Here is a 17,981-nt window from a genome sequence, read left to right on the forward strand (position 1 = left end):
GATGCTGAGGAGTTTCGACCTCGTTCTGATCGGCGTGATGACCGCGATGGCGGTCGTCACCTACAGCATCAAGCATCGTGCCGACGAGAAGCTGACCGAAGTCCGCCGTCTGGAAACGGAGATCAAGCTGGAACGCGACACGATCGATCTGCTCCGGGCCGACTGGGCGCTGCTCACCCAGCCGAACCGCCTGCAGCCGCTTTCCAAGGTCTATGATGCGGAACTCAGCCTCGTGCCGACCGACCCGACGCAGCTTGCCATGCCGAAGGAGCTGCCGATGCTGAAATCCCAGCTGCCGCAGCCCGAAACGACGATCGAAGACATCATTGCCGGCAAGTCCGGCGAGGTAGCTGCCGCCCTGAAGGGCGTCGAGGCGGCAAAAGCTACTCCGGCGCCGAAAATTCCCCTGCCGCTGCCGCGCGGCTGGTCTCCTGACGCAATCTCCACTGGTTCGGTGAATCGCTAATGAGTTTTCTTTCTCGGATAATGGTGGTCAAGCGCCGGGCGCATTTCTCTTCCGACCGGAAGGGTCGGGCGGTCATGCCCGGCAAGACGTTCGAAGGCACCCGCAAGCGCAAGTCATCCCAGGCGCGCAATCGCGTAGGCCTGCTCATCGCCGGCTTTGCTGCCTTCTACTGCCTGATCGGCGGGCGTCTCGTCCAATACGGCATGGCCATGCCGGAGACGACGTCGAGCATCCTGCCCGCCGACCGGCTGATGGCGTCGCGCCCCGATATCGTCGACCGCAACGGCGAAATCCTGGCCACCGACATCCGCACGGTTTCGCTGTTCGCCGAGCCGCACAAGATCGTCGATGCCGACGAGGTGGTCGAAAAGCTGTCGACCGTGCTGACCGATCTCGACATCCGCTCCACCTATTCGAGGCTCAAGTCCAATTCCCGCTTCCAGTGGCTGCGCCGCCAGCTGACGCCGAAGCAGCAGAGCCAGATCCTGGCGCTCGGCATTCCCGGCATCGGCTTCCGCCCCGAGAAGCGCCGCTTCTATCCGGGTGGCCGCACCGCAGCTCACATCGTCGGCTACGTCAATATCGACAACCGCGGCGTTGCCGGCATGGAGCGCTATGTCGATACGCAGGGGCTCGCGGATCTTGCCGCCGTAGGCATGACGTCGAACCAGCCGCTCGAGCCGGTGAAGCTCTCCATCGACCTTCGCGTGCAGGCGATCGTTCACGACGTCGTCGCCGCATCAATCGGCAAATACAATTCGATCGGTGCCGGTGCCGCCGTTATCGACGTGCATACCGGCGAAATTCTCGGCATGGCCTCGGCGCCTGATTTCGATCCGAACGACCCTAACGGCGTGGACGCCGAAAAGGGCTGGATGAACCGCATGACGAACAGCACGTTCGAAATGGGCTCCACCTTCAAGTCCTTCACGCTGGCCATGGGCCTCGACGACGGAAAGATGAACCTGAACAGCACGTTCGATGCGCGGTTCCCGATCCGCATCGGCGGCTTCACAATTAAGGATTTTCACGGCAAGGGCCGCGTGCTGAGCGTGCCGGAAATCTTCCAGTATTCGTCCAATATCGGCACCGCGAAGATTGCCGATGCGGTCGGTATCGAAGGCCACAAGGATTTCCTCACCCGGCTTGGCCTTCTCACCAGGATGAAGACCGAGCTGCCGGAAGTGGCGATGCCGAGCCAGCCGCGCCAGTGGAAGAAGATCAACTCGATCACGATCTCCTTCGGTCACGGCGTTTCGACCACTCCGCTGCAGACCGCGGTGGCGGGTGCCGCTCTGGTCAATGGCGGAAAGCTGATCGAGCCGACTTTCCTGCCTAGAACGCAGGATGAGGCCGATCTCGTTGCCAGCCAGGTTCTGAAGCCCACGACCAGCCGGGACATGCGCTATCTCTTCGAGTGGAACGGCGCCAACGGATCCGGCCGAAACGCCCGCGTCGCCGGCTTCGATGTCGGCGGAAAGACGGGGACGGCGGACAAGGTCGTCAACGGCCGGTACGCGCATGACAAGAACTTCAACGCGTTCCTGTCCGCATTCCCGATGGGCGACCCGCAATATGTGGTGTTGAGCTTCAGCGACGAGCCGAAGACCGACAAGGGCAACGGTGCTGCTCTGGCCGCGACTTCGGCGGCGCCGATGGTCAAGGAGATCATCAGCCGCGCCGCGCCTATTCTCGGTGTAAAGCCGAAATTCGGCAATGACGGTTCTGCCCTGCTTGTGTCTTATTGAGCGATAACAACTCGGGCAACGATTCGTGATCGTTGCCCGATAAATGGAATACACCCTATGAAGCTGCGTGATCTTGCCGGTCCGGATTTTCCGGAAGTGAATGATGTTCTTGCGGGTCCCGTCGGCGACCTGGAGATCACGGGCCTTTCCTCGGACAGCCGCAAGATCAAGCCGGGGATGCTGTTTGCAGCACTTTCCGGCTCCAAGGCGGACGGGTTGAGCTTCATCGGCGACGCGGCTGCAAAGGGCGCGGTGGTCGCAATCACGGCAGATCCGGTGAATGCGGCCATTCCGGTTCTGCCCGTTTCCAATCCACGGCGCTTCGTTGCCATTGCCGCGGCGCGTTTCTTCGGCCGGCAGCCGGAGACGATGGTCGCCGTGACCGGCACGGCCGGCAAGACTTCGGTCGCCTCCTTCACCCGGCAGATCTGGACCAAGGCTGGCCTCAGCGCCGCGCAGATCGGCACGACTGGCGTCGTTTCGCCGACGCGCAACGATTATGGTTCGCTGACCACGCCCGATCCGGTCGACCTGCAGCAATTGCTGGCGGAGCTTGCCGATGAGGGCGTCACCCATGCGGCGATGGAAGCGTCCAGCCACGGGCTCGACCAGTCGCGTCTCGACGGCGTGAAGCTTTCGGCCGCAGCCTTCACCAATCTCGGCCGCGACCACATGGACTACCATCCGACGATCGAGGACTACATGGCCGCCAAGATGCGGCTGTTCGATACGCTGATGCCGAAGGGCGCTCCGGCCGTGATCTTTGCCGATGACGCGTGGTCCGACGAGGCCATTCGCGTAGCCAGGGCTTCCGGCCTCGATGTGCGGACGGTCGGGCGCAAGGGCGACTATCTCTGCGTCAAGCGCGTCGAGCATTTCCGCCACAAGCAGATGGCGGAGGTCCATTTCAACGGCGAGATCCACGAGATCGACATTCCGCTGGCCGGCGACTTCCAGCTGGCCAATGTGCTTGTTTCCGCCGGTCTGGCACTTTCCACCGGGGCCGAGCCGAAGGCCGTGTTCAAGGCGCTGGAGACGCTGACGGGGGCTTCGGGGCGTCTCGAACTCGTCGGGCATACCAAGGACGGTGCGCTCGCCTATGTCGACTATGCCCACAAGCCGGATGCGCTGGAAAAGGTGCTGACGGCGGTGCGGCCGTTCACCAGCGGCCGGGTGATGGTCGTCTTCGGCTGCGGCGGCGATCGCGACAAGGGCAAGCGGCCGATCATGGGCGAAATCGCCACGCGGCTGGCGGATGTCGTGGTGGTGACCGATGACAATCCGCGCTCGGAAGTGCCGGATGTCATTCGTTCGGAGATCATGGCGGCGGCGCCGAGGGCGATCGAGATCGGCGACCGCGCCAAGGCTATCAAGCACGCCGTCAACATGCTGGCGTCGGGGGATACGCTCATCGTTGCCGGCAAGGGACATGAGGAAGGGCAGACGGTCGGGACGACCGTGCTGCCGTTCTCGGACCATGTGGAACTGCGCAAGGCGCTGGAGGAGCGGGTATCGTGAGCTTTCTTTGGACATCGCAGGAAATGGCGGCCGTCATGGACGGTCGTCCGGTCGGCACGCTTCCGGAGGGTATTACCGGCATTTCGATCGACAGCCGTTCCATCGGTGCGGGCGAGGCGTTCTTCGCCATCAAGGGTGATCGTGTCGACGGGCATGACTATGCGAGCATTGCGGTTGCCAACGGAGCGGCGCTGATCGTCGTTGCCGAAGGAAAGCTGCCGGCTCTTGGTCGTCTGACTATTCCGATGATCGTGGTCGAGGACGTTCTCGTCGCGCTCGGCAAGCTGGCGGTCGCAGCACGGGCGCGCAGCAATGCCCGGATCGTTGCCGTGACCGGCTCGGTCGGCAAGACGACGACGAAGGAAATGCTGCGTCAGGTGCTGGCGCCATCCGGCAAGGTGCATGCCGCCGTTGCCTCCTTCAACAATCACTGGGGCGTGCCGCTGACGCTCGCTCGCATGCCGGTCGATGTCGATTACGGCGTCTTCGAAGTCGGCATGAACCATGCCGGCGAGATCACGCCGCTGGTGCAGATGGTGCAGCCGCATGTGGCGATCATCACGACGATCGCCGCCGCCCATCTCGGCCATTTCAAGGATCTCGAAGAGATCGCCGCCGCTAAGGCAGAAATCTTCGACGGTCTCGTCGAGGGCGGGGCGGCGATCCTCAATCGCGATATCAAGCAGTTCGAATTCCTGGAGGAACGCGCGCAGGAAGCAGGTGTCGAAAAGATCTATACGTTCGGCCAGCATGCCAAGGCGGATTTCCGGCTTGCGGATTTCGAGGGCGATGCGGAGAGCTCGACGATCTGGGCGGTGCTGAACGGCGAGACCCGCGAAGTGACAATCGGTTCGCCCGGACGCCATATCGCCGAGAACGCCATGGCGGCGCTCGGGACCTGCCTTCTGGTCGGCGCCGATGTTACCCTGGCGGCTGAGGCTCTTGCCGAACTGAAGCCGGTGAAGGGCAGGGGCGAGCGCCATCGTCTCGGCATCGGCGAAGGCCATCTGACCCTGATCGACGAAAGCTACAATGCCAACCCGGCCTCCATGCGCGCGGCGATCGCGCTGCTTGCTTCGTCGACGCCGGAATTGACCGGACGGCGGATAGCGGTTCTCGGCGACATGCTGGAGATGGGCGAGTTTTCCGCGCAGGTGCATGAGGAGCTCGCCGGTGCGCTGCTCGCTGCCGGTATCGAACATGTCTGGCTCGCCGGCAAGGAAATGGTCGCGCTGCGTGACGCCCTGCCGGACAGCGTCGAGGTCGAATATCGCGAACAGACATCCGAGCTCGTCGACTATGCCGTCCGTGCGGTCCGGCCCGGCGATGTGGTGATGGTGAAATCGTCTCTCGGCCTCGGCTTCGGAAAGATCGTCGCCGCTCTGCTTGACAACTATCCGGCATTCTCCGACACGGACCACCAACTTTGAATTTTAGAAGCGGCTTCGGGAAAGGGCCTTCATGCTGATCTGGCTTGTCGAACTATCGGACGAATTGCAGTTCTTCAATTTGTTCCGGTACATCACCTTTCGGACCGGCGCCGCCCTGTTCACTTCCGCCCTGATCGTCTTTCTCTTCGGTCCCCGGATGATCGATTCGCTGCGCGTGCGGCAGGGCAAGGGCCAGCCGATCCGTGCCGATGGTCCGCAGACCCATTTCAAGAAGGCCGGCACGCCGACCATGGGCGGGCTGATGATTCTCGCCGGCATTGTCGGTGGTTCGCTTCTCTGGGCCGACCTTTCCAACGTCTATGTCGTGGCGACGCTGCTGGTGACACTCGGCTTCGGCGCTATCGGTTTTTATGACGACTATCTCAAGGTGACGAAACAGTCCGACAAGGGCTTTTCCGGCAAGGCGCGTCTCGGCATCGAGTTCATTATCGCCGGCATCGCGGTCTTCTTCATGATGCGTATGGCCATGCACGCGCAGACCTCCAATCCGACGCTTGCGACCTCGGTGGCCTTTCCTTTCGTCAAGGAATTCGTCGTCAATATCGGCTTCTTCTTCATCCTGTTCGGTGGTTTCGTGATCGTTGCCGCAGGCAATGCCGTAAACCTGACTGACGGTCTCGATGGATTGGCCATTGTGCCGGTCATGATCGCGGCGGCTTCCTTCGGCGTCATCGCCTATCTCGCCGGTAACGCCGTTTTCGCCAATTATCTGCAGATCAATTTCGTGCCCGGCACCGGCGAGCTCGCCGTCATTCTCGGGGCGGTGATCGGGGCGGGGCTCGGCTTCCTGTGGTTCAACGCGCCGCCGGCTGCAATCTTCATGGGCGATACGGGTTCGCTGGCGCTCGGCGGCCTGATCGGTTCGGTCGCTGTCGCCACCAAGCACGAGATCGTCATGGCGATCATCGGCGGCCTGTTCGTCATGGAAACGCTGTCGGTGATCATCCAGGTCGGCTTCTTCAAGATGACCGGCAAGCGGGTGTTCCTCATGGCGCCGATCCATCACCATTTCGAAAAGCTCGGCTGGACCGAGAGCCAGGTCGTGATCCGCTTCTGGATCATCGCCGTCGGCCTTGCCATGCTCGGCCTTTCGACGCTCAAGCTGCGGTAAGAAAGCGATGATCCCGGTCACGACGTTCAAGGGAAAAGATGTCGCGCTGTTCGGCCTCGGCGGATCGGGGCTTGCGACGGCGCAGGCGCTGGTCGCCGGCGGCGCCAACGTGACTGCCTGGGATGACAATCCGGACAGCGTGACCAAGGCATCGGAGGCCGGCGTTACAGTCGGCGATCTCCGCTCGATCGACTGGTCGAAGCAGGCGGCCTTTGTTCTTTCCCCCGGCGTGCCGCTGACCCATCCGAAACCGCATTGGACGGCCGACCTGGCAAAGGCCGCCGGTGTGGAGATCATCGGCGATGTCGAGCTTTTCGTGCGCGAGCGTCGTGCTCATGCGCCCGATTGTCCGTTCATTGCGATTACCGGCACGAACGGCAAGTCGACGACGACGGCACTGATCGCCCACATTCTGCGTGAAAGCGGCCGGGATACTCAGCTCGGCGGCAATATCGGCACTGCAGTGCTGACGCTCGATGAGCCGAAGGACGGACGCTTCTATGTCGTCGAATGCTCGTCCTACCAGATCGATCTGGCGCCGACGCTCAATCCGACGGCCGGCATCCTTCTCAACCTGACGCCCGACCATCTGGATCGCCACGGCACGATGCAGCACTATGCCGACATCAAGGAGCGCCTTGTCGCCGGCAGCCGCACGGCGGTGATCGGGATCGACGACAGCTACTGCGCTCTGATTGCCGACCGCGTCGAGCGGGCCGGCGTAACTGTCGAGCGGATATCGAAGCGCAGCCCGGTAGCCGACGGCATCTATGCCGATGGCATGAAGCTGATGCGGGCGAGTGTCGGTGCGGTGAGCGAGATCGCCGATCTCGACGGCATCCAGACGCTGAAGGGCGCACACAACGCCCAGAACGCCGCGGCCGCAGTCGCAGCCTGCCTGGCGGTCGGGCTTTCGGCGGAAGAGATCCGATCGGGGCTCAAGTCATTTCCGGGTCTCAAGCATCGCATGCAGCCGGTGGGACGCCGGGGACAGGCGGTCTTCGTCAACGATTCCAAGGCGACGAATGCGGAGGCTGCCGCCCCGGCGCTTTCGAGCTATGAGCGGATCTACTGGATCGCCGGTGGTCTTCCCAAGGAAGGCGGGATCGCAAGCCTCGCACCACTTTTCCCGCGTATTGTGAAAGCTTATCTGATTGGAGAAGCCGCGCCGGCATTTGCGGCTACCCTTGGCGATGGTGTGCGATACGAGATTTCCGGTACGCTGGATCAGGCTGTCGCACACGCTGCCGCAGACGCCGAAAGCGACACGGTCGCATCGGCCGTGATGCTTTCGCCGGCATGTGCAAGCTTCGATCAGTTCAAGAATTTCGAGGTCCGCGGGGATGCCTTCGTGCAGCTCGTGGCCGACTTGCAGGACGTGACGATGCTGGTCGAGACCGGAAAGAGGAGCTGACAATATGGTAAGCCGCGCAGACCGAGGGCCGCTCGCAGACTGGTTCTGGACGATTGATCGCTTCTTCCTGGCGGCGTTCATCCTTTTGATGGGGATCGGCTTCATGCTATCCTTCGCCGCGTCGCCCGCGGTTGCGGAGCGCATCGGTCTCGACAGCTTCCACTTCGTCGAGCGCCACGCGCTCTTCATCCTGCCGTCGATCGTTGTAATGATCGGATTGTCTTTCCTGACGCCACGGCAGGTGCGGCGCACCGCGATCATCCTACTTGCCATCTCCCTGACGATGATGGTGCTGGCGCTGTTCATCGGCGTCGAGGTCAAGGGCGCGCGGCGCTGGATCGGCATCGGTGCGTTCTCGATTCAGCCGTCGGAGTTCATGAAGCCGGCCTTCGTCGTCGTCTGCGCCTGGCTGTTCTCGGAACATGCCCGCCAGCCGGAAATTCCCGGCAATCTCTTCGCCATCATTCTGTTCGGCGTCGTTGCCGCTCTGCTCGTCGCCCAGCCGGACCTTGGCCAGACCATCCTGACCAGCGTCGTCTGGGGTGGCATGTTCTTCATGGCCGGCATGCCGTGGCTGTGGATTGTTCTCCTCGGCGGGTTCGGCGCTGGTGGTCTTGTGGCTGCCTATTACATGCTGCCGCACGTCACCGCGCGCTTCGACAAGTTCCTGACCGGCGAAGGCGACCGTTTCCAGATCGAGACCGCGCATGAGGCAATCGTGCGCGGCGGCTGGTTCGGCCAGGGGCCGGGCGAGGGCATGGTCAAGCGCATCCTGCCGGACAGCCATACCGATTTCATCTTCTCGGTTGCAGCGGAAGAATTCGGCATCATATTCTGCATGGCGCTGGTGATGATCTTCGCTTTCATCGTGCTTCGCGGGCTCAACCACGCCTTCAAGGAGCGTAACGACTTCAACCGCTTTGCGGTTGCCGGCCTCGTGCTGCAGGTCGGCATGCAGTCGATGATCAATATCGGCGTCAACCTCGAACTGATGCCCGCCAAGGGCATGACGCTGCCGCTGATCTCCTATGGTGGTTCGTCGCAGATCGCGATCTGCGTGACGGCCGGGTTCATCCTGGCGCTGACCCGCCACCGGCCCGAAAAGCGGGCGCAGGAGCGCAGCCTGTTCCGGCACGCCCATGGTGTCCCGGCGGAGTAAAGTGAATGACAAAAGGTACGATCGTACTGGCCGCCGGGGGAACCGGTGGCCATCTGTTTCCAGCCGAAGCGCTTGGCCATGAGCTGAGACGCCGCGGCTTTTCCGTGCATCTGGTGACGGACAGCCGGGCGGAGCGTTTCGCCGGCAAGTTTCCGGCCGACGACATTCATGTCGTGCCGTCGGCGACATTCGCCTCCAAGAACCCGATCGCGATGGCGAAGACAGCGTGGAAGCTGTGGGTGGGCCTGCGTTCGGCCCGTCGGCTGATGACCCGGCTGCGGCCGGTCGCCGTCGTCGGTTTCGGCGGCTATCCGACCGTGCCGCCGCTGATGGCGTCGACCGGGCTCGGTATTCCGACACTGATCCATGAGCAGAATGCCGTCATGGGCCGGGCCAACAAGGCGCTTGCCAAACGCGTCCAGGCGATTGCCGGCGGGTTCCTGCCGGAAGGCCGTGGCGAATATGCCGGCAAGACGGTGGTGACGGGCAATCCTGTTCGGCCGCCGGTTCTCGATGCCGCGAAAATTCCCTATGTCGCCTCGCGCGGGCAGGAGCCGTTCAAGCTCGTCGTGTTCGGTGGCAGCCAGGGCGCGCAGTTCTTTTCCTCCGCCGTGCCGACGGCGCTCAGCCTTCTGGAACCAGAGCAGCGCGAACGCCTCGTCGTGACGCAGCAGGCGCGGCCGGAGGACAAGGACCGCGTGACCTCCTGCTTTGCCAAGCTGAAGTCGCCGGCGGATATCGCGCCTTTTTTCACCAACATGGCCGACAGGCTGGCCGAAGCGCATGTCGTCATCTGCCGCTCCGGCGCGTCGACGGTGAGCGAGCTTGCCGTGATCGGCCGGCCGTCGATCCTCGTGCCATACCCTTACGCGCTCGATCATGACCAGGCGGCCAATGCGGCGGCTCTCGTGGCCGAGGGCGGCGCGCAGGTGATGCAGCAATCGGAACTGTCGCCGGAAAAGCTGTCCGGCCTGATCGCGGCGGCGATGAACGAGCCGGACCGGCTGGAAGCGATGGCGGAGGCCGCCAAGAAGGCGGGCAAGCCGGATGCGACGGAAAGACTGGCGGATCTCGTGACGGCGGTTGCCGAGAAGCGTTCTATCGCCGACTACAAGAAGAATAATATGAGTGGAGTTCAGGCATGAAGATGCCCCAGGCCATCGGCCTCGTACATTTCATCGGCATCGGCGGCATCGGCATGAGCGGCATTGCCGAAGTGCTGCACAATCTCGGCCATCGCGTCCAGGGTTCCGACCAGTCGGACAGCGCCAACGTCCAGCGTCTGCGCGACAAGGGCATCGAGGTTTTTGTCGGTCACCGGGCGGAAAATCTTGGTGATGCCGAGGTGGTCGTCGTTTCGACCGCGATCAAGAAGACCAATCCGGAGATCATGGCTGCGCGCGAAAAATCGCTGCCGGTCGTGCGCCGGGCGGAGATGCTGGCGGAGCTGATGCGCTTCCGCAATGCTATCGCCATCGGCGGGACGCATGGCAAGACGACGACGACTTCGATGGTCGCGACGCTGCTCGATGCCGGCGGGCTCGACCCCACCGTCATCAACGGTGGCATCATCAATGCCTACGGCACGAACGCCCGCATGGGCGAGGGCGAGTGGATGGTGGTAGAGGCCGACGAATCGGACGGCACGTTCCTGAAGCTGCCGGCCGAAGTGGCGGTCGTGACCAATATCGATCCGGAGCATCTCGACCATTACGGCAATTTCGATGCCGTGCGGGCCGCTTTCCGGCAGTTTGTCGAGAACGTGCCTTTCTATGGTTTCGGCGTGCTCTGCATCGACCATCCGGAAGTGCAGGCGCTGGTCGGCAAGATCGAGGACCGCAAGATCGTCACCTATGGCGAGAACCCGCAGGCGGACGCGCGCTTCTCCAACATCCGCATGGACGGCACCAAGGCGACCTTCGACGTCGAGATCCGCCGCCGCCGCACCGGCCGGGTCTTCAACTTCAAGGACCTGACGCTGCCGATGCCCGGTCGTCACAACATTTCCAACGCGACGGCGGCAATCGCGGTCGCCAATCGTCTGGGGATTTCCGAGGGCGATATCCGCAAGGGGCTGGCCGCCTTCGGCGGCGTCAAGCGCCGCTTCACGCTGACCGGAACATGGAACGATGTTCAGGTGTTCGACGACTACGGACATCACCCGGTCGAGATCAAGGCGGTGCTGAGAGCCGCGCGCGAAGCCTGCAAGGGACGCATCATCGCGGTCCATCAGCCACACCGCTATTCGCGTCTGGCAAGCCTGTTCGAGGATTTCGCGACCTGCTTCAACGATGCCGACAGCATCATCCTTGCGCCGGTCTATGCAGCGGGCGAAGATCCGATCGACGGTGTGAATTCGGAGGCGTTGGTTTCTCGCATCCGCGCCGGCGGCCACCGCGACGCGCGCTACATGGCGACGCCGAGCGAACTGGCCCCCATCGTTTCAGGCATTGCGAAACCAGGTGATTTCGTGGTTCTTCTGGGGGCTGGCAATATCACGCAATGGGCGGCGGTCTTGCCGAAGGAATTGGAAAGCATATCGGGAACGTGAGAATGAAGCAGGTGAATGGGGAAAAGCTGCTGGCCTCGCTCGGGGATGGGGTCAAGGAACTGCGCGGCCGTTTGACGCCGGATGCGCCGATGGATCGCGTGACATGGTTCCAGGCCGGCGGTCTGGCCGAGCTGATGTTCCAGCCGCATGACGTCGACGATCTGGCGGCGTTTCTGAAGCTGCTGCCGGAGGAGGTTCCGCTGACAGTGGTCGGCGTGGGATCTAACCTTCTCGTGCGCGATGGCGGCATTCCAGGTGTTGTCGTGCGTCTCTCGGCCAAGGGTTTCGGTCAGGTCGATCTGATCGGCGACAACCGCATCCGTGCCGGCGCAATCTGCCCGGACAAGCACATCGCGGCCATGGCGATGGATAATGGTATCGGCGGGTTTGCCTTCTATTACGGCATTCCCGGCTCGATCGGCGGTGCGCTGCGGATGAATGCCGGCGCCAATGGCGGCGAGACGGCCGAACGGGTCGTCGAGGTGCATGCTGTCGACCGTCAGGGCAACCAGCATGTGCTCACCAAGGCGGAGATGGGCTACAGCTATCGCCATTCCGAGGCGTCGAAGGATCTGATCTTCACTCATGCGGTCTTCGAGGGCTATCCGGAGGACCGTGCCAAGATCCGTGTCGATATGGATGCCGTGCGCCAGCATCGCGAGACGGTGCAGCCGGTGAAGGAAAAGACCGGCGGTTCGACCTTCAAGAACCCTCCTGGCCATTCCGCCTGGAAGCTGATCGACGATGCCGGCTGCCGCGGCCTGATGAACGGCGGAGCGCAGATGTCGTCGCTCCACTGCAACTTCATGATCAATATCGGCCATGCGACCGGCTACGATCTGGAATATCTCGGCGAGATGGTTCGCCAGCGGGTATTCGAGGATTCGGGCGTCAAGCTGGAATGGGAGATCAAGCGGCTCGGTATCTTCATGCCGGGGCGGGACGTGAAGCCGTTCCAGGGCGCCACGACCGAGTGATGAACGCATCTGGTCCGTTCAGGAGGCGTTGATGACGCTGGTACACAATGAACGGACCAAGCTGCTCGCCAATTCGCTGGACAGGCTTTCGACCGCCTGTGTCGCTGCGGGGTTCATTGCGCCCGCGGTCTCTCTTTCGAACGGCGCGATGTCGTTCAGCATCTCGCTGTCGACGGCTATCTCCACCGTCGCTTGGCTTTTGGGCGCTTTGATACTACATTTGAGTGCAAGGCGCGCTTTAGGAGGGCTGATTTCATGAATGCCCCGACTTTTTTCTTTCTCTACGTGCTGCCGTTCGTGATCGCCGCGGCAGGTTGGATTGCCGTGCTTCTCAATGAGCGCAGCGCTCGCCGTAAGATCCGGGTTCGCTCCGGCAAGTAATCGTCCGGCGAAAAGGATGAGGTGCAGCCATGAACTGGTTCGCCGCGTTTTATCTCTATATCTTTCCGCTCTTGCTGGCCGCTGTCGTGTGGTGCTGGATCCTGATTTCCGATTGGCAGGAGCGCCGCCGAGGCCGTCCGAACTCTCACATTGAAGAATGATACCGAGAAGCAGCAAGACCCTTTTTCAATCTGTAACGCAAAACAAAAAGCCCGCGAAACCATAGGCTTCGCGGGCTTTTCTTATGATTTGATTCCGGCTGGGATCAGACTTCGTCCTTGCCCGACAGGAAGATGCAGGCAAGCGTGATCAGCGCGGCGATGCCCATGTAGTAGCCGACATAGGTCATGCCGTAATTCGCCTGCAGGTAGGTGGCGATGTAAGGAGCGAGCGACGCGCCGAAGATGCCGGCGAAGTTGAAGGTGATCGACGAGCCGGTATAGCGCACCGCGGTCGGGAAAGGTGCGGCAAGTGCCGTGCCGATCAGGCCGTAGGTCATGCCCATCAGCACCATGGCGATGGTGACGAACAGGAAGATCACGTTGTAGCCGCTCGTCATCAGAACCGGCAGGAAGAAGGAGAAGATGCCGATCAGTACGGTGGTGAGGATCAGCATTTCGCGGCGGCCGTAACGGTCGCCGAGCTTGCCGATGACCGGGATGGCGAGACCGAAGACGACGGAGCCGAGCAGCTGCACTTCCAGAGCCTCAAGGAACGGCATGCCGATAACCTTGACGTTGTAGGAGAGCAGATAGGCCGAGCCGATATAGAACAGCACGAAGGTGGCGAGCGCCACAAAGGTGCCGAGAACCAGGCTGCGCTTGTGGCTGCGGAACAGTTCGGCGACCGGGACCTCGACGCGCTCGTGGCTGTCGATGGCTTTCTGGAAGGCCGGAGTTTCGGTGATCGACAGGCGGACCCAAAGGCCGACAACGACCAGGATGAGCGAGGCGATGAACGGCACGCGCCAGCCCCAGCTCAAGAGCGCTTCCTGCGACATGAAGTGCAACAGAACCCAGAACACGCCCGAGGACAGGAACAGGCCGAGCGGAGCGCCGAGCTGCGGGAACATGCCGTACCAGGTCTTCTTGCCCGGAGGTGCATTCTCCGTGGCGAGCAGAACCGCGCCGCCCCATTCGCCGCCGAGGCCGAAGCCCTGGCCGAAACGGCAAAGCGCCAGAAGCAGCGGTGCGAAGACGCCGATCTGCTCATAGGTCGGCAGAAGGCCGATCACGACCGTGGAAATGCCCATGGTCAGAAGAGCAGCGACGAGCGTGGTCTTGCGGCCGATACGGTCACCGTAGTGACCGAACACGATGGCACCGAGCGGACGGGCGAAGAAGGCGATCGAGAAAGTCGCGAAAGACGCCAGAAGCGCGCTCGTCGGATCCGAACCCGGGAAGAAAAGGGTCGGGAACACCAAGACGGCTGCGGTGGCGTAAACGTAGAAATCGAAGAATTCGATCGTCGTGCCGACCACGCTGGCCGTCAGGACTTGTGCAGGCGAGTTCGTTGCAACAGGCGCTAACGGCTCAGCAGACGGCGAGGCGGACTGCGTCGCGTTTGTCATACTGATTCCAATTCAGAAAAAGAGTGTTCACGCGGCTCTTGGGAGGGCCGCGTCGGGCAGTATCGTAATTTTATGGCCGGGAAAACCCTATTTCGGGTAACAAATGCAAAATAATCCAGCGTTTTCCAGAATCAAAGAACGGACGGTTCGTAGGGCAGAAGCGTGAGCTTCCTGCCTCCTAGCACCGTCTTAATAAAAGACGTTAACCATTTGATGGAGAAAATTATCGTTTTAAGTCAGTGCTTTGGCCTCTCGCGTTAAGCAAAGTAAACGATTTGTTAACCATTTTGCTGCACCAATAGAGGTCAAGTTTCAAAGGGAGTCGCAGGGCGCAAGGTTGGCGCAAGTGCGGTGACCGAAGGTAAGGCTATTTTTCGAGGAGTGGTGGATGAGTGGCAAGCACGTGGCTGTTTTGATGGGAGGATTTTCCTCCGAGCGGCCTGTCAGCCTGTCGTCCGGAACGGCGTGCGCTGAGGCGCTGGAGGGCGAGGGCTATCGCGTGACCCGTGTTGATGTGGGTCGCGATGTTGCCGCTGTTCTCGCGGATCTGCGCCCCGATGTCGCTTTCAATGCACTCCATGGTCCTTTCGGTGAAGACGGCACCATTCAGGGCGTCCTCGAATATCTGGAAATCCCCTACACGCATTCCGGCGTTCTCGCGTCGGCGCTTGCGATGGATAAGGGCCAGGCGAAGCATGTGGCCAAGGCTGCCGGCATCCCTGTGGCCGAGGCGCTTGTCATGAACCGCCACGAATTCAAGTCCGTGCATCCGATGCCGGCGCCCTATGTCGTGAAGCCGGTCAAGGAAGGCTCGTCCTTCGGTGTCGTCATCGTCGGTGAAGATCAGTCACATCCGCCGCAGATCATCACTTCGTCCGAATGGCGTTACGGCGATCAGGTTATGGTCGAGCGTTATATCCATGGTCGTGAGCTGACGTGCGGCGTGATGGCCGGCAAGGCGTTGGGTGTGACCGAGGTCATTCCGACCGGTCCCGGCTTCTACGATTACGATGCGAAGTACGCGGCGGGCGGCTCCAGGCATGTCATTCCGGCGCAGATTTCACCGAATATTTACCAAAAAATACAAGAATTGGCGGTCAAGGCACACGATGCGATCGGCTGCCGTGGTGTGAGTCGGTCGGATTTCCGCTTCGACGACCGCTTCTCGGAAGACGGCGAACTCATCTGGCTGGAGGTCAATACTCAGCCTGGTATGACGCCAACGTCGCTCGTGCCTGAAATGGCGGTTCACGCAGGATGTTCCTTCGGTGAGCTGGTTCGCTGGATGGTGGAGGACGCGTCGTGTCTGCGTTGATCGGCAAAATCATAGGTGGTTCTGATCGTCGTTCCGGCGCCGTTGTGGGTGACGATCGCCGCGTGCTGCCTCGCCCGTTGCGGCGTGTCGTTCGCCTGGCGGTCAGCCTCGCGACAGGCCGTATCGATATTCCGCGCCATACCGGCACCTTCGCGACCTTCGGTTTCTTCGCTGCGGTTGGCCTCTACGGCATGTCGCTCGGTGGTCATGGCCACGAGGTCGCTCAGGCAACGACGGCTGCCGTCGGCTTTGCAATCGAGGACGTTCGCGTCTCCGGCAACGACCAGACATCGGAGATCGACATTCTCCAACTGCTCGGGCTCGACGGCACGACATCGCTTGTCGCGCTCGACGTGGATGCCGCCCGCCGCAAGCTCTCGGAACTGCCGTGGGTCGAATATGCGGAAGTGCGCAAGGTCTACCCGCGCACGATCGAGGTCATGCTGAAGGAGCGCGCCGCATTCGCGATCTGGCAGCATGGTTCGGAGCTTTCGCTGATCGAGAGGAACGGTTCGGTCATCGCGCCGCTGAAGGACAACAAGTTCGCCTCGCTGCCGCTGTTCGTCGGACGTGATGCAGAAAAGACGGCAGCCGAATTTGCCAAAGAGATGAACAGCTGGCCGGAGCTGGCGAGCCGGGTTCGCGCCTATGTGCGGGTGTCGAGCCGCCGCTGGGACCTGCATCTCGACAACGGCATCGTGCTGAAGCTGCCGGAAAACGGAATTGCTCAGGCGCTGGCGCTGGTCGCCCGTCTGGAAAAGGACCAGCGGGTTCTGGAGCGGGATATCGCCGCCGTGGATCTGCGCCTCAACGATCGAACCACGATCCAGCTGACCAGCGCTGCTGCAGAGCGGCGCCAGGAAGCAGTCGAAGAGCGGACCAAGGCATTGAAGAAGGCAGGGCAGTCGTGAGTGTATTCGGTTCCTCCCATTTCGGTTTGCCGCGGATGAAGCCGCTTTCGTCCAAGCGGAGCCATGTGGTCTCCGTGCTGGACATTGGCTCGACCAAGGTCGTCTGCATGATCGCGCGCCTGACACCGCGTCAGGAAAGCCAGATCCTGCCGGGCCGCACGCATCATATCGAGATCATCGGCATCGGCCACCAGCGTTCGCGCGGCGTGAAATCCGGTGTGATCGCCGATCTCGACGCCGCGGAAAGCGTCGTACGCCTCGCCGTCGATGCGGCCGAGCGGATGGCTGGCCTCACCGTCGACAGCCTGATCGTCAACGTTTCGGCAGGCCGTCTCGCAAGCGACGTCTACACCGCGACCATCGATCTCGGTGGCCAGGAAGTCGAAACCACGGATCTGCGCCGCGTCCTCGTTGCCGCCAGCCAGCAGTCGCGACGTCAGGACCGCGCGATCCTGCATTCGCTGCCGACGGGCTTCTCGCTCGATGGCGAGCGCGGCATCCGCGACCCGCTGTCCATGTATGGTGACGAACTCGGCGTCGACATGCATGTCGTGACCTCGGAGCGCGTCACGCTGAAGAACCTCGAGCTTTGCGTCAACCGCGCGCATCTCTCGGTCGAAGGCATTGTTGCCACGCCTTACGCAAGCGGCCTTGCGGCTCTGGTCGATGACGAAGTCGAACTCGGCTGCGCGGCGATCGACATGGGCGGCGGTACGACGACAATCTCCGTCTTCTGCGAAGGCAAGCTCGTCCATACGGATGCGATCAGCCTCGGCGGCCATCACGTCACGACCGACCTGGCACGCGGCCTCTCAACCCGCATCGAAGATGCCGAACGGATGAAGGTCGTTCACGGATCGGCACTGGCCAACGGCGCCGACGAGCGCGACGTGATCTCGGTTCCGCCGATCGGCGAAGACGACCGCGACCAGCCGACCCAGGTGCCGCGCTCGCTCGTCACCCGGATCGTCAGCGCCCGTATCGAGGAGACGCTCGAACTGATCCGCGACCGGATCCAGCGCTCGGGTTTCAGCCCGATCGTCGGCAAGCGGGTCGTGCTCACCGGCGGCGCAAGCCAGCTGACGGGCCTGCCGGAAACCGCGCGGCGCATCCTCGCCCGCAACGTACGAATCGGGCGCCCGATGGGCGTCTCGGGTCTGCCGACCGCTGCCAAGGGGCCGGCTTTCTCCACCGCAGTCGGCCTGATCATCTATCCGCAGGTCGCGGACATGGAGACACACGCTTCCCAGGGCGGCCTGATCGCCTCCCTCGGCAATGGAAACGGCAGGCTGGCCCGCGTTGGCCAGTGGCTCAAAGAGAGTTTTTGACGGGGAGCACGCCTCCCTTGTCAGAGTGACATAGAAATGAATTTGGCCAGCTCGGCGATGCGGCCAGGAGAAGAAGGAAGG

Annotated in this window: 17 protein-coding genes; 16 read left to right on the top strand and 1 reads right to left on the bottom strand. The window is 62.1% G+C overall.

All coding sequences use genetic code 11. The features are described from left to right. Nucleotide 1 precedes the first annotated feature (1 nt). The 13 genes from BM216_RS20850 to BM216_RS35055 are packed head-to-tail and all read left to right on the top strand — an operon-like array spanning nt 2 to nt 12,937. The gene (locus tag BM216_RS20850; RefSeq protein ID WP_093001129.1) at nt 2-466 is read left to right on the top strand and encodes a cell division protein FtsL; all 465 of its coding nucleotides are present in this window, start codon (nt 2-4) and stop codon (nt 464-466) included. Next, nucleotides 466-2,214, top strand: a complete 1,749-nt coding sequence (locus BM216_RS20855; protein WP_093001130.1) for a peptidoglycan D,D-transpeptidase FtsI family protein — start codon at nt 466-468, stop codon at nt 2,212-2,214. The genes BM216_RS20850 and BM216_RS20855 overlap by 1 nt, the downstream gene beginning before the upstream one ends. A gap of 57 nt (nt 2,215-2,271) precedes the next feature. Continuing rightward, complete coding sequence (locus BM216_RS20860) at nt 2,272-3,732, top strand: UDP-N-acetylmuramoyl-L-alanyl-D-glutamate--2,6-diaminopimelate ligase (RefSeq protein WP_093001131.1); 1,461 nt, start codon at nt 2,272-2,274, stop codon at nt 3,730-3,732. Further along, nucleotides 3,729-5,162 (top strand): UDP-N-acetylmuramoylalanyl-D-glutamyl-2,6-diaminopimelate--D-alanyl-D-alanine ligase, encoded by a 1,434-nt coding sequence (locus tag BM216_RS20865; RefSeq protein ID WP_093001132.1) that lies wholly within the window; start codon nt 3,729-3,731, stop codon nt 5,160-5,162. The genes BM216_RS20860 and BM216_RS20865 overlap by 4 nt, the downstream gene beginning before the upstream one ends. A 31-nt stretch (nt 5,163-5,193) precedes the next feature. Then, nucleotides 5,194-6,294, top strand: coding sequence for a phospho-N-acetylmuramoyl-pentapeptide-transferase (mraY, locus tag BM216_RS20870; RefSeq protein ID WP_093001133.1), 1,101 nt, complete (start codon nt 5,194-5,196; stop codon nt 6,292-6,294). A 7-nt stretch (nt 6,295-6,301) separates the two neighbouring features. After that, nucleotides 6,302-7,708 (top strand): UDP-N-acetylmuramoyl-L-alanine--D-glutamate ligase, encoded by a 1,407-nt coding sequence (gene murD / locus BM216_RS20875; RefSeq protein WP_093001134.1) that lies wholly within the window; start codon nt 6,302-6,304, stop codon nt 7,706-7,708. A 4-nt stretch (nt 7,709-7,712) separates the two neighbouring features. Continuing rightward, the gene (gene ftsW, locus BM216_RS20880; RefSeq protein WP_093001135.1) at nt 7,713-8,867 is read left to right on the top strand and encodes a putative lipid II flippase FtsW; all 1,155 of its coding nucleotides are present in this window, start codon (nt 7,713-7,715) and stop codon (nt 8,865-8,867) included. Between the two features lie 5 nt (nt 8,868-8,872). Next, nucleotides 8,873-10,012 carry an undecaprenyldiphospho-muramoylpentapeptide beta-N-acetylglucosaminyltransferase gene (gene murG / locus BM216_RS20885; RefSeq protein WP_093001136.1) on the top strand — a complete coding sequence of 380 codons (1,140 nt, stop codon included), beginning with the start codon at nt 8,873-8,875 and terminating at the stop codon, nt 10,010-10,012. Beyond that, nucleotides 10,009-11,418, top strand: a complete 1,410-nt coding sequence (gene murC / locus BM216_RS20890) for a UDP-N-acetylmuramate--L-alanine ligase (RefSeq protein WP_093001137.1) — start codon at nt 10,009-10,011, stop codon at nt 11,416-11,418. Before murG ends, murC begins: the two co-directional genes overlap by 4 nt. Before the next feature lie 2 nt (nt 11,419-11,420). After that, nucleotides 11,421-12,395: a UDP-N-acetylmuramate dehydrogenase gene (gene murB, locus BM216_RS20895; RefSeq protein ID WP_093001138.1), complete on the top strand. Its 975-nt coding sequence runs from the start codon at nt 11,421-11,423 to the stop codon at nt 12,393-12,395. A gap of 31 nt (nt 12,396-12,426) precedes the next feature. After that, entirely contained in the window at nt 12,427-12,654 is a 228-nt protein-coding gene (locus BM216_RS20900; protein ID WP_093001139.1) for a hypothetical protein, read from the top strand. Beyond that, nucleotides 12,651-12,776, top strand: coding sequence for a hypothetical protein (locus BM216_RS35050; protein WP_280141694.1), 126 nt, complete (start codon nt 12,651-12,653; stop codon nt 12,774-12,776). Before BM216_RS20900 ends, BM216_RS35050 begins: the two co-directional genes overlap by 4 nt. A gap of 29 nt (nt 12,777-12,805) precedes the next feature. Beyond that, nucleotides 12,806-12,937, top strand: a complete 132-nt coding sequence (locus tag BM216_RS35055) for a hypothetical protein (protein WP_280141695.1) — start codon at nt 12,806-12,808, stop codon at nt 12,935-12,937. A gap of 104 nt (nt 12,938-13,041) precedes the next feature. Here BM216_RS35055 and BM216_RS20905 read toward each other — a convergent pair whose 3' ends face one another. Then, the gene (locus BM216_RS20905) at nt 13,042-14,346 is read right to left on the bottom strand and encodes an MFS transporter (RefSeq protein WP_093001140.1); all 1,305 of its coding nucleotides are present in this window, start codon (nt 14,344-14,346) and stop codon (nt 13,042-13,044) included. 388 nt (nt 14,347-14,734) lie between these two features. Here BM216_RS20905 and BM216_RS20910 point away from each other — a divergent pair, with 388 nt between their 5' ends. From BM216_RS20910 to ftsA, 3 genes are read left to right on the top strand one after another with little or no spacing between them, the layout of a single operon-like run. After that, complete coding sequence (locus BM216_RS20910) at nt 14,735-15,661, top strand: D-alanine--D-alanine ligase (protein ID WP_093001141.1); 927 nt, start codon at nt 14,735-14,737, stop codon at nt 15,659-15,661. Further along, nucleotides 15,658-16,572: a cell division protein FtsQ/DivIB gene (locus BM216_RS20915; RefSeq protein ID WP_244530257.1), complete on the top strand. Its 915-nt coding sequence runs from the start codon at nt 15,658-15,660 to the stop codon at nt 16,570-16,572. The genes BM216_RS20910 and BM216_RS20915 overlap by 4 nt, the downstream gene beginning before the upstream one ends. Beyond that, nucleotides 16,569-17,900, top strand: coding sequence for a cell division protein FtsA (gene ftsA / locus BM216_RS20920; protein WP_093001143.1), 1,332 nt, complete (start codon nt 16,569-16,571; stop codon nt 17,898-17,900). Before BM216_RS20915 ends, ftsA begins: the two co-directional genes overlap by 4 nt. Nucleotides 17,901-17,981: the final 81 nt, after the last annotated feature.

Source organism: Rhizobium sp. NFR07, assembly GCF_900111905.1.
Lineage (GTDB): Bacteria > Pseudomonadota > Alphaproteobacteria > Rhizobiales > Rhizobiaceae > Neorhizobium.

Excerpts from the sequence above, each read along its gene's own strand:
- BM216_RS20850 (WP_093001129.1), top strand. The coding sequence starts at position 2 with ATGCTGAGGAGTTTCGACCTCGTTCTGATCGGCGTGATGACCGCGATG.
- BM216_RS20855 (WP_093001130.1), top strand. The coding sequence starts at position 466 with ATGAGTTTTCTTTCTCGGATAATGGTGGTCAAGCGCCGGGCGCATTTC.
- BM216_RS20860 (WP_093001131.1), top strand. The coding sequence starts at position 2,272 with ATGAAGCTGCGTGATCTTGCCGGTCCGGATTTTCCGGAAGTGAATGAT.
- mraY (WP_093001133.1), top strand. The coding sequence starts at position 5,194 with ATGCTGATCTGGCTTGTCGAACTATCGGACGAATTGCAGTTCTTCAAT.
- murD (WP_093001134.1), top strand. The coding sequence starts at position 6,302 with ATGATCCCGGTCACGACGTTCAAGGGAAAAGATGTCGCGCTGTTCGGC.
- ftsW (WP_093001135.1), top strand. The coding sequence starts at position 7,713 with ATGGTAAGCCGCGCAGACCGAGGGCCGCTCGCAGACTGGTTCTGGACG.
- murG (WP_093001136.1), top strand. The coding sequence starts at position 8,873 with ATGACAAAAGGTACGATCGTACTGGCCGCCGGGGGAACCGGTGGCCAT.
- murC (WP_093001137.1), top strand. The coding sequence starts at position 10,009 with ATGAAGATGCCCCAGGCCATCGGCCTCGTACATTTCATCGGCATCGGC.
- murB (WP_093001138.1), top strand. The coding sequence starts at position 11,421 with ATGAAGCAGGTGAATGGGGAAAAGCTGCTGGCCTCGCTCGGGGATGGG.
- BM216_RS20900 (WP_093001139.1), top strand. The coding sequence starts at position 12,427 with ATGACGCTGGTACACAATGAACGGACCAAGCTGCTCGCCAATTCGCTG.
- BM216_RS35050 (WP_280141694.1), top strand. The coding sequence starts at position 12,651 with ATGAATGCCCCGACTTTTTTCTTTCTCTACGTGCTGCCGTTCGTGATC.
- BM216_RS35055 (WP_280141695.1), top strand. The coding sequence starts at position 12,806 with ATGAACTGGTTCGCCGCGTTTTATCTCTATATCTTTCCGCTCTTGCTG.
- BM216_RS20905 (WP_093001140.1), bottom strand. The coding sequence starts at position 14,346 with ATGACAAACGCGACGCAGTCCGCCTCGCCGTCTGCTGAGCCGTTAGCG.
- BM216_RS20910 (WP_093001141.1), top strand. The coding sequence starts at position 14,735 with ATGAGTGGCAAGCACGTGGCTGTTTTGATGGGAGGATTTTCCTCCGAG.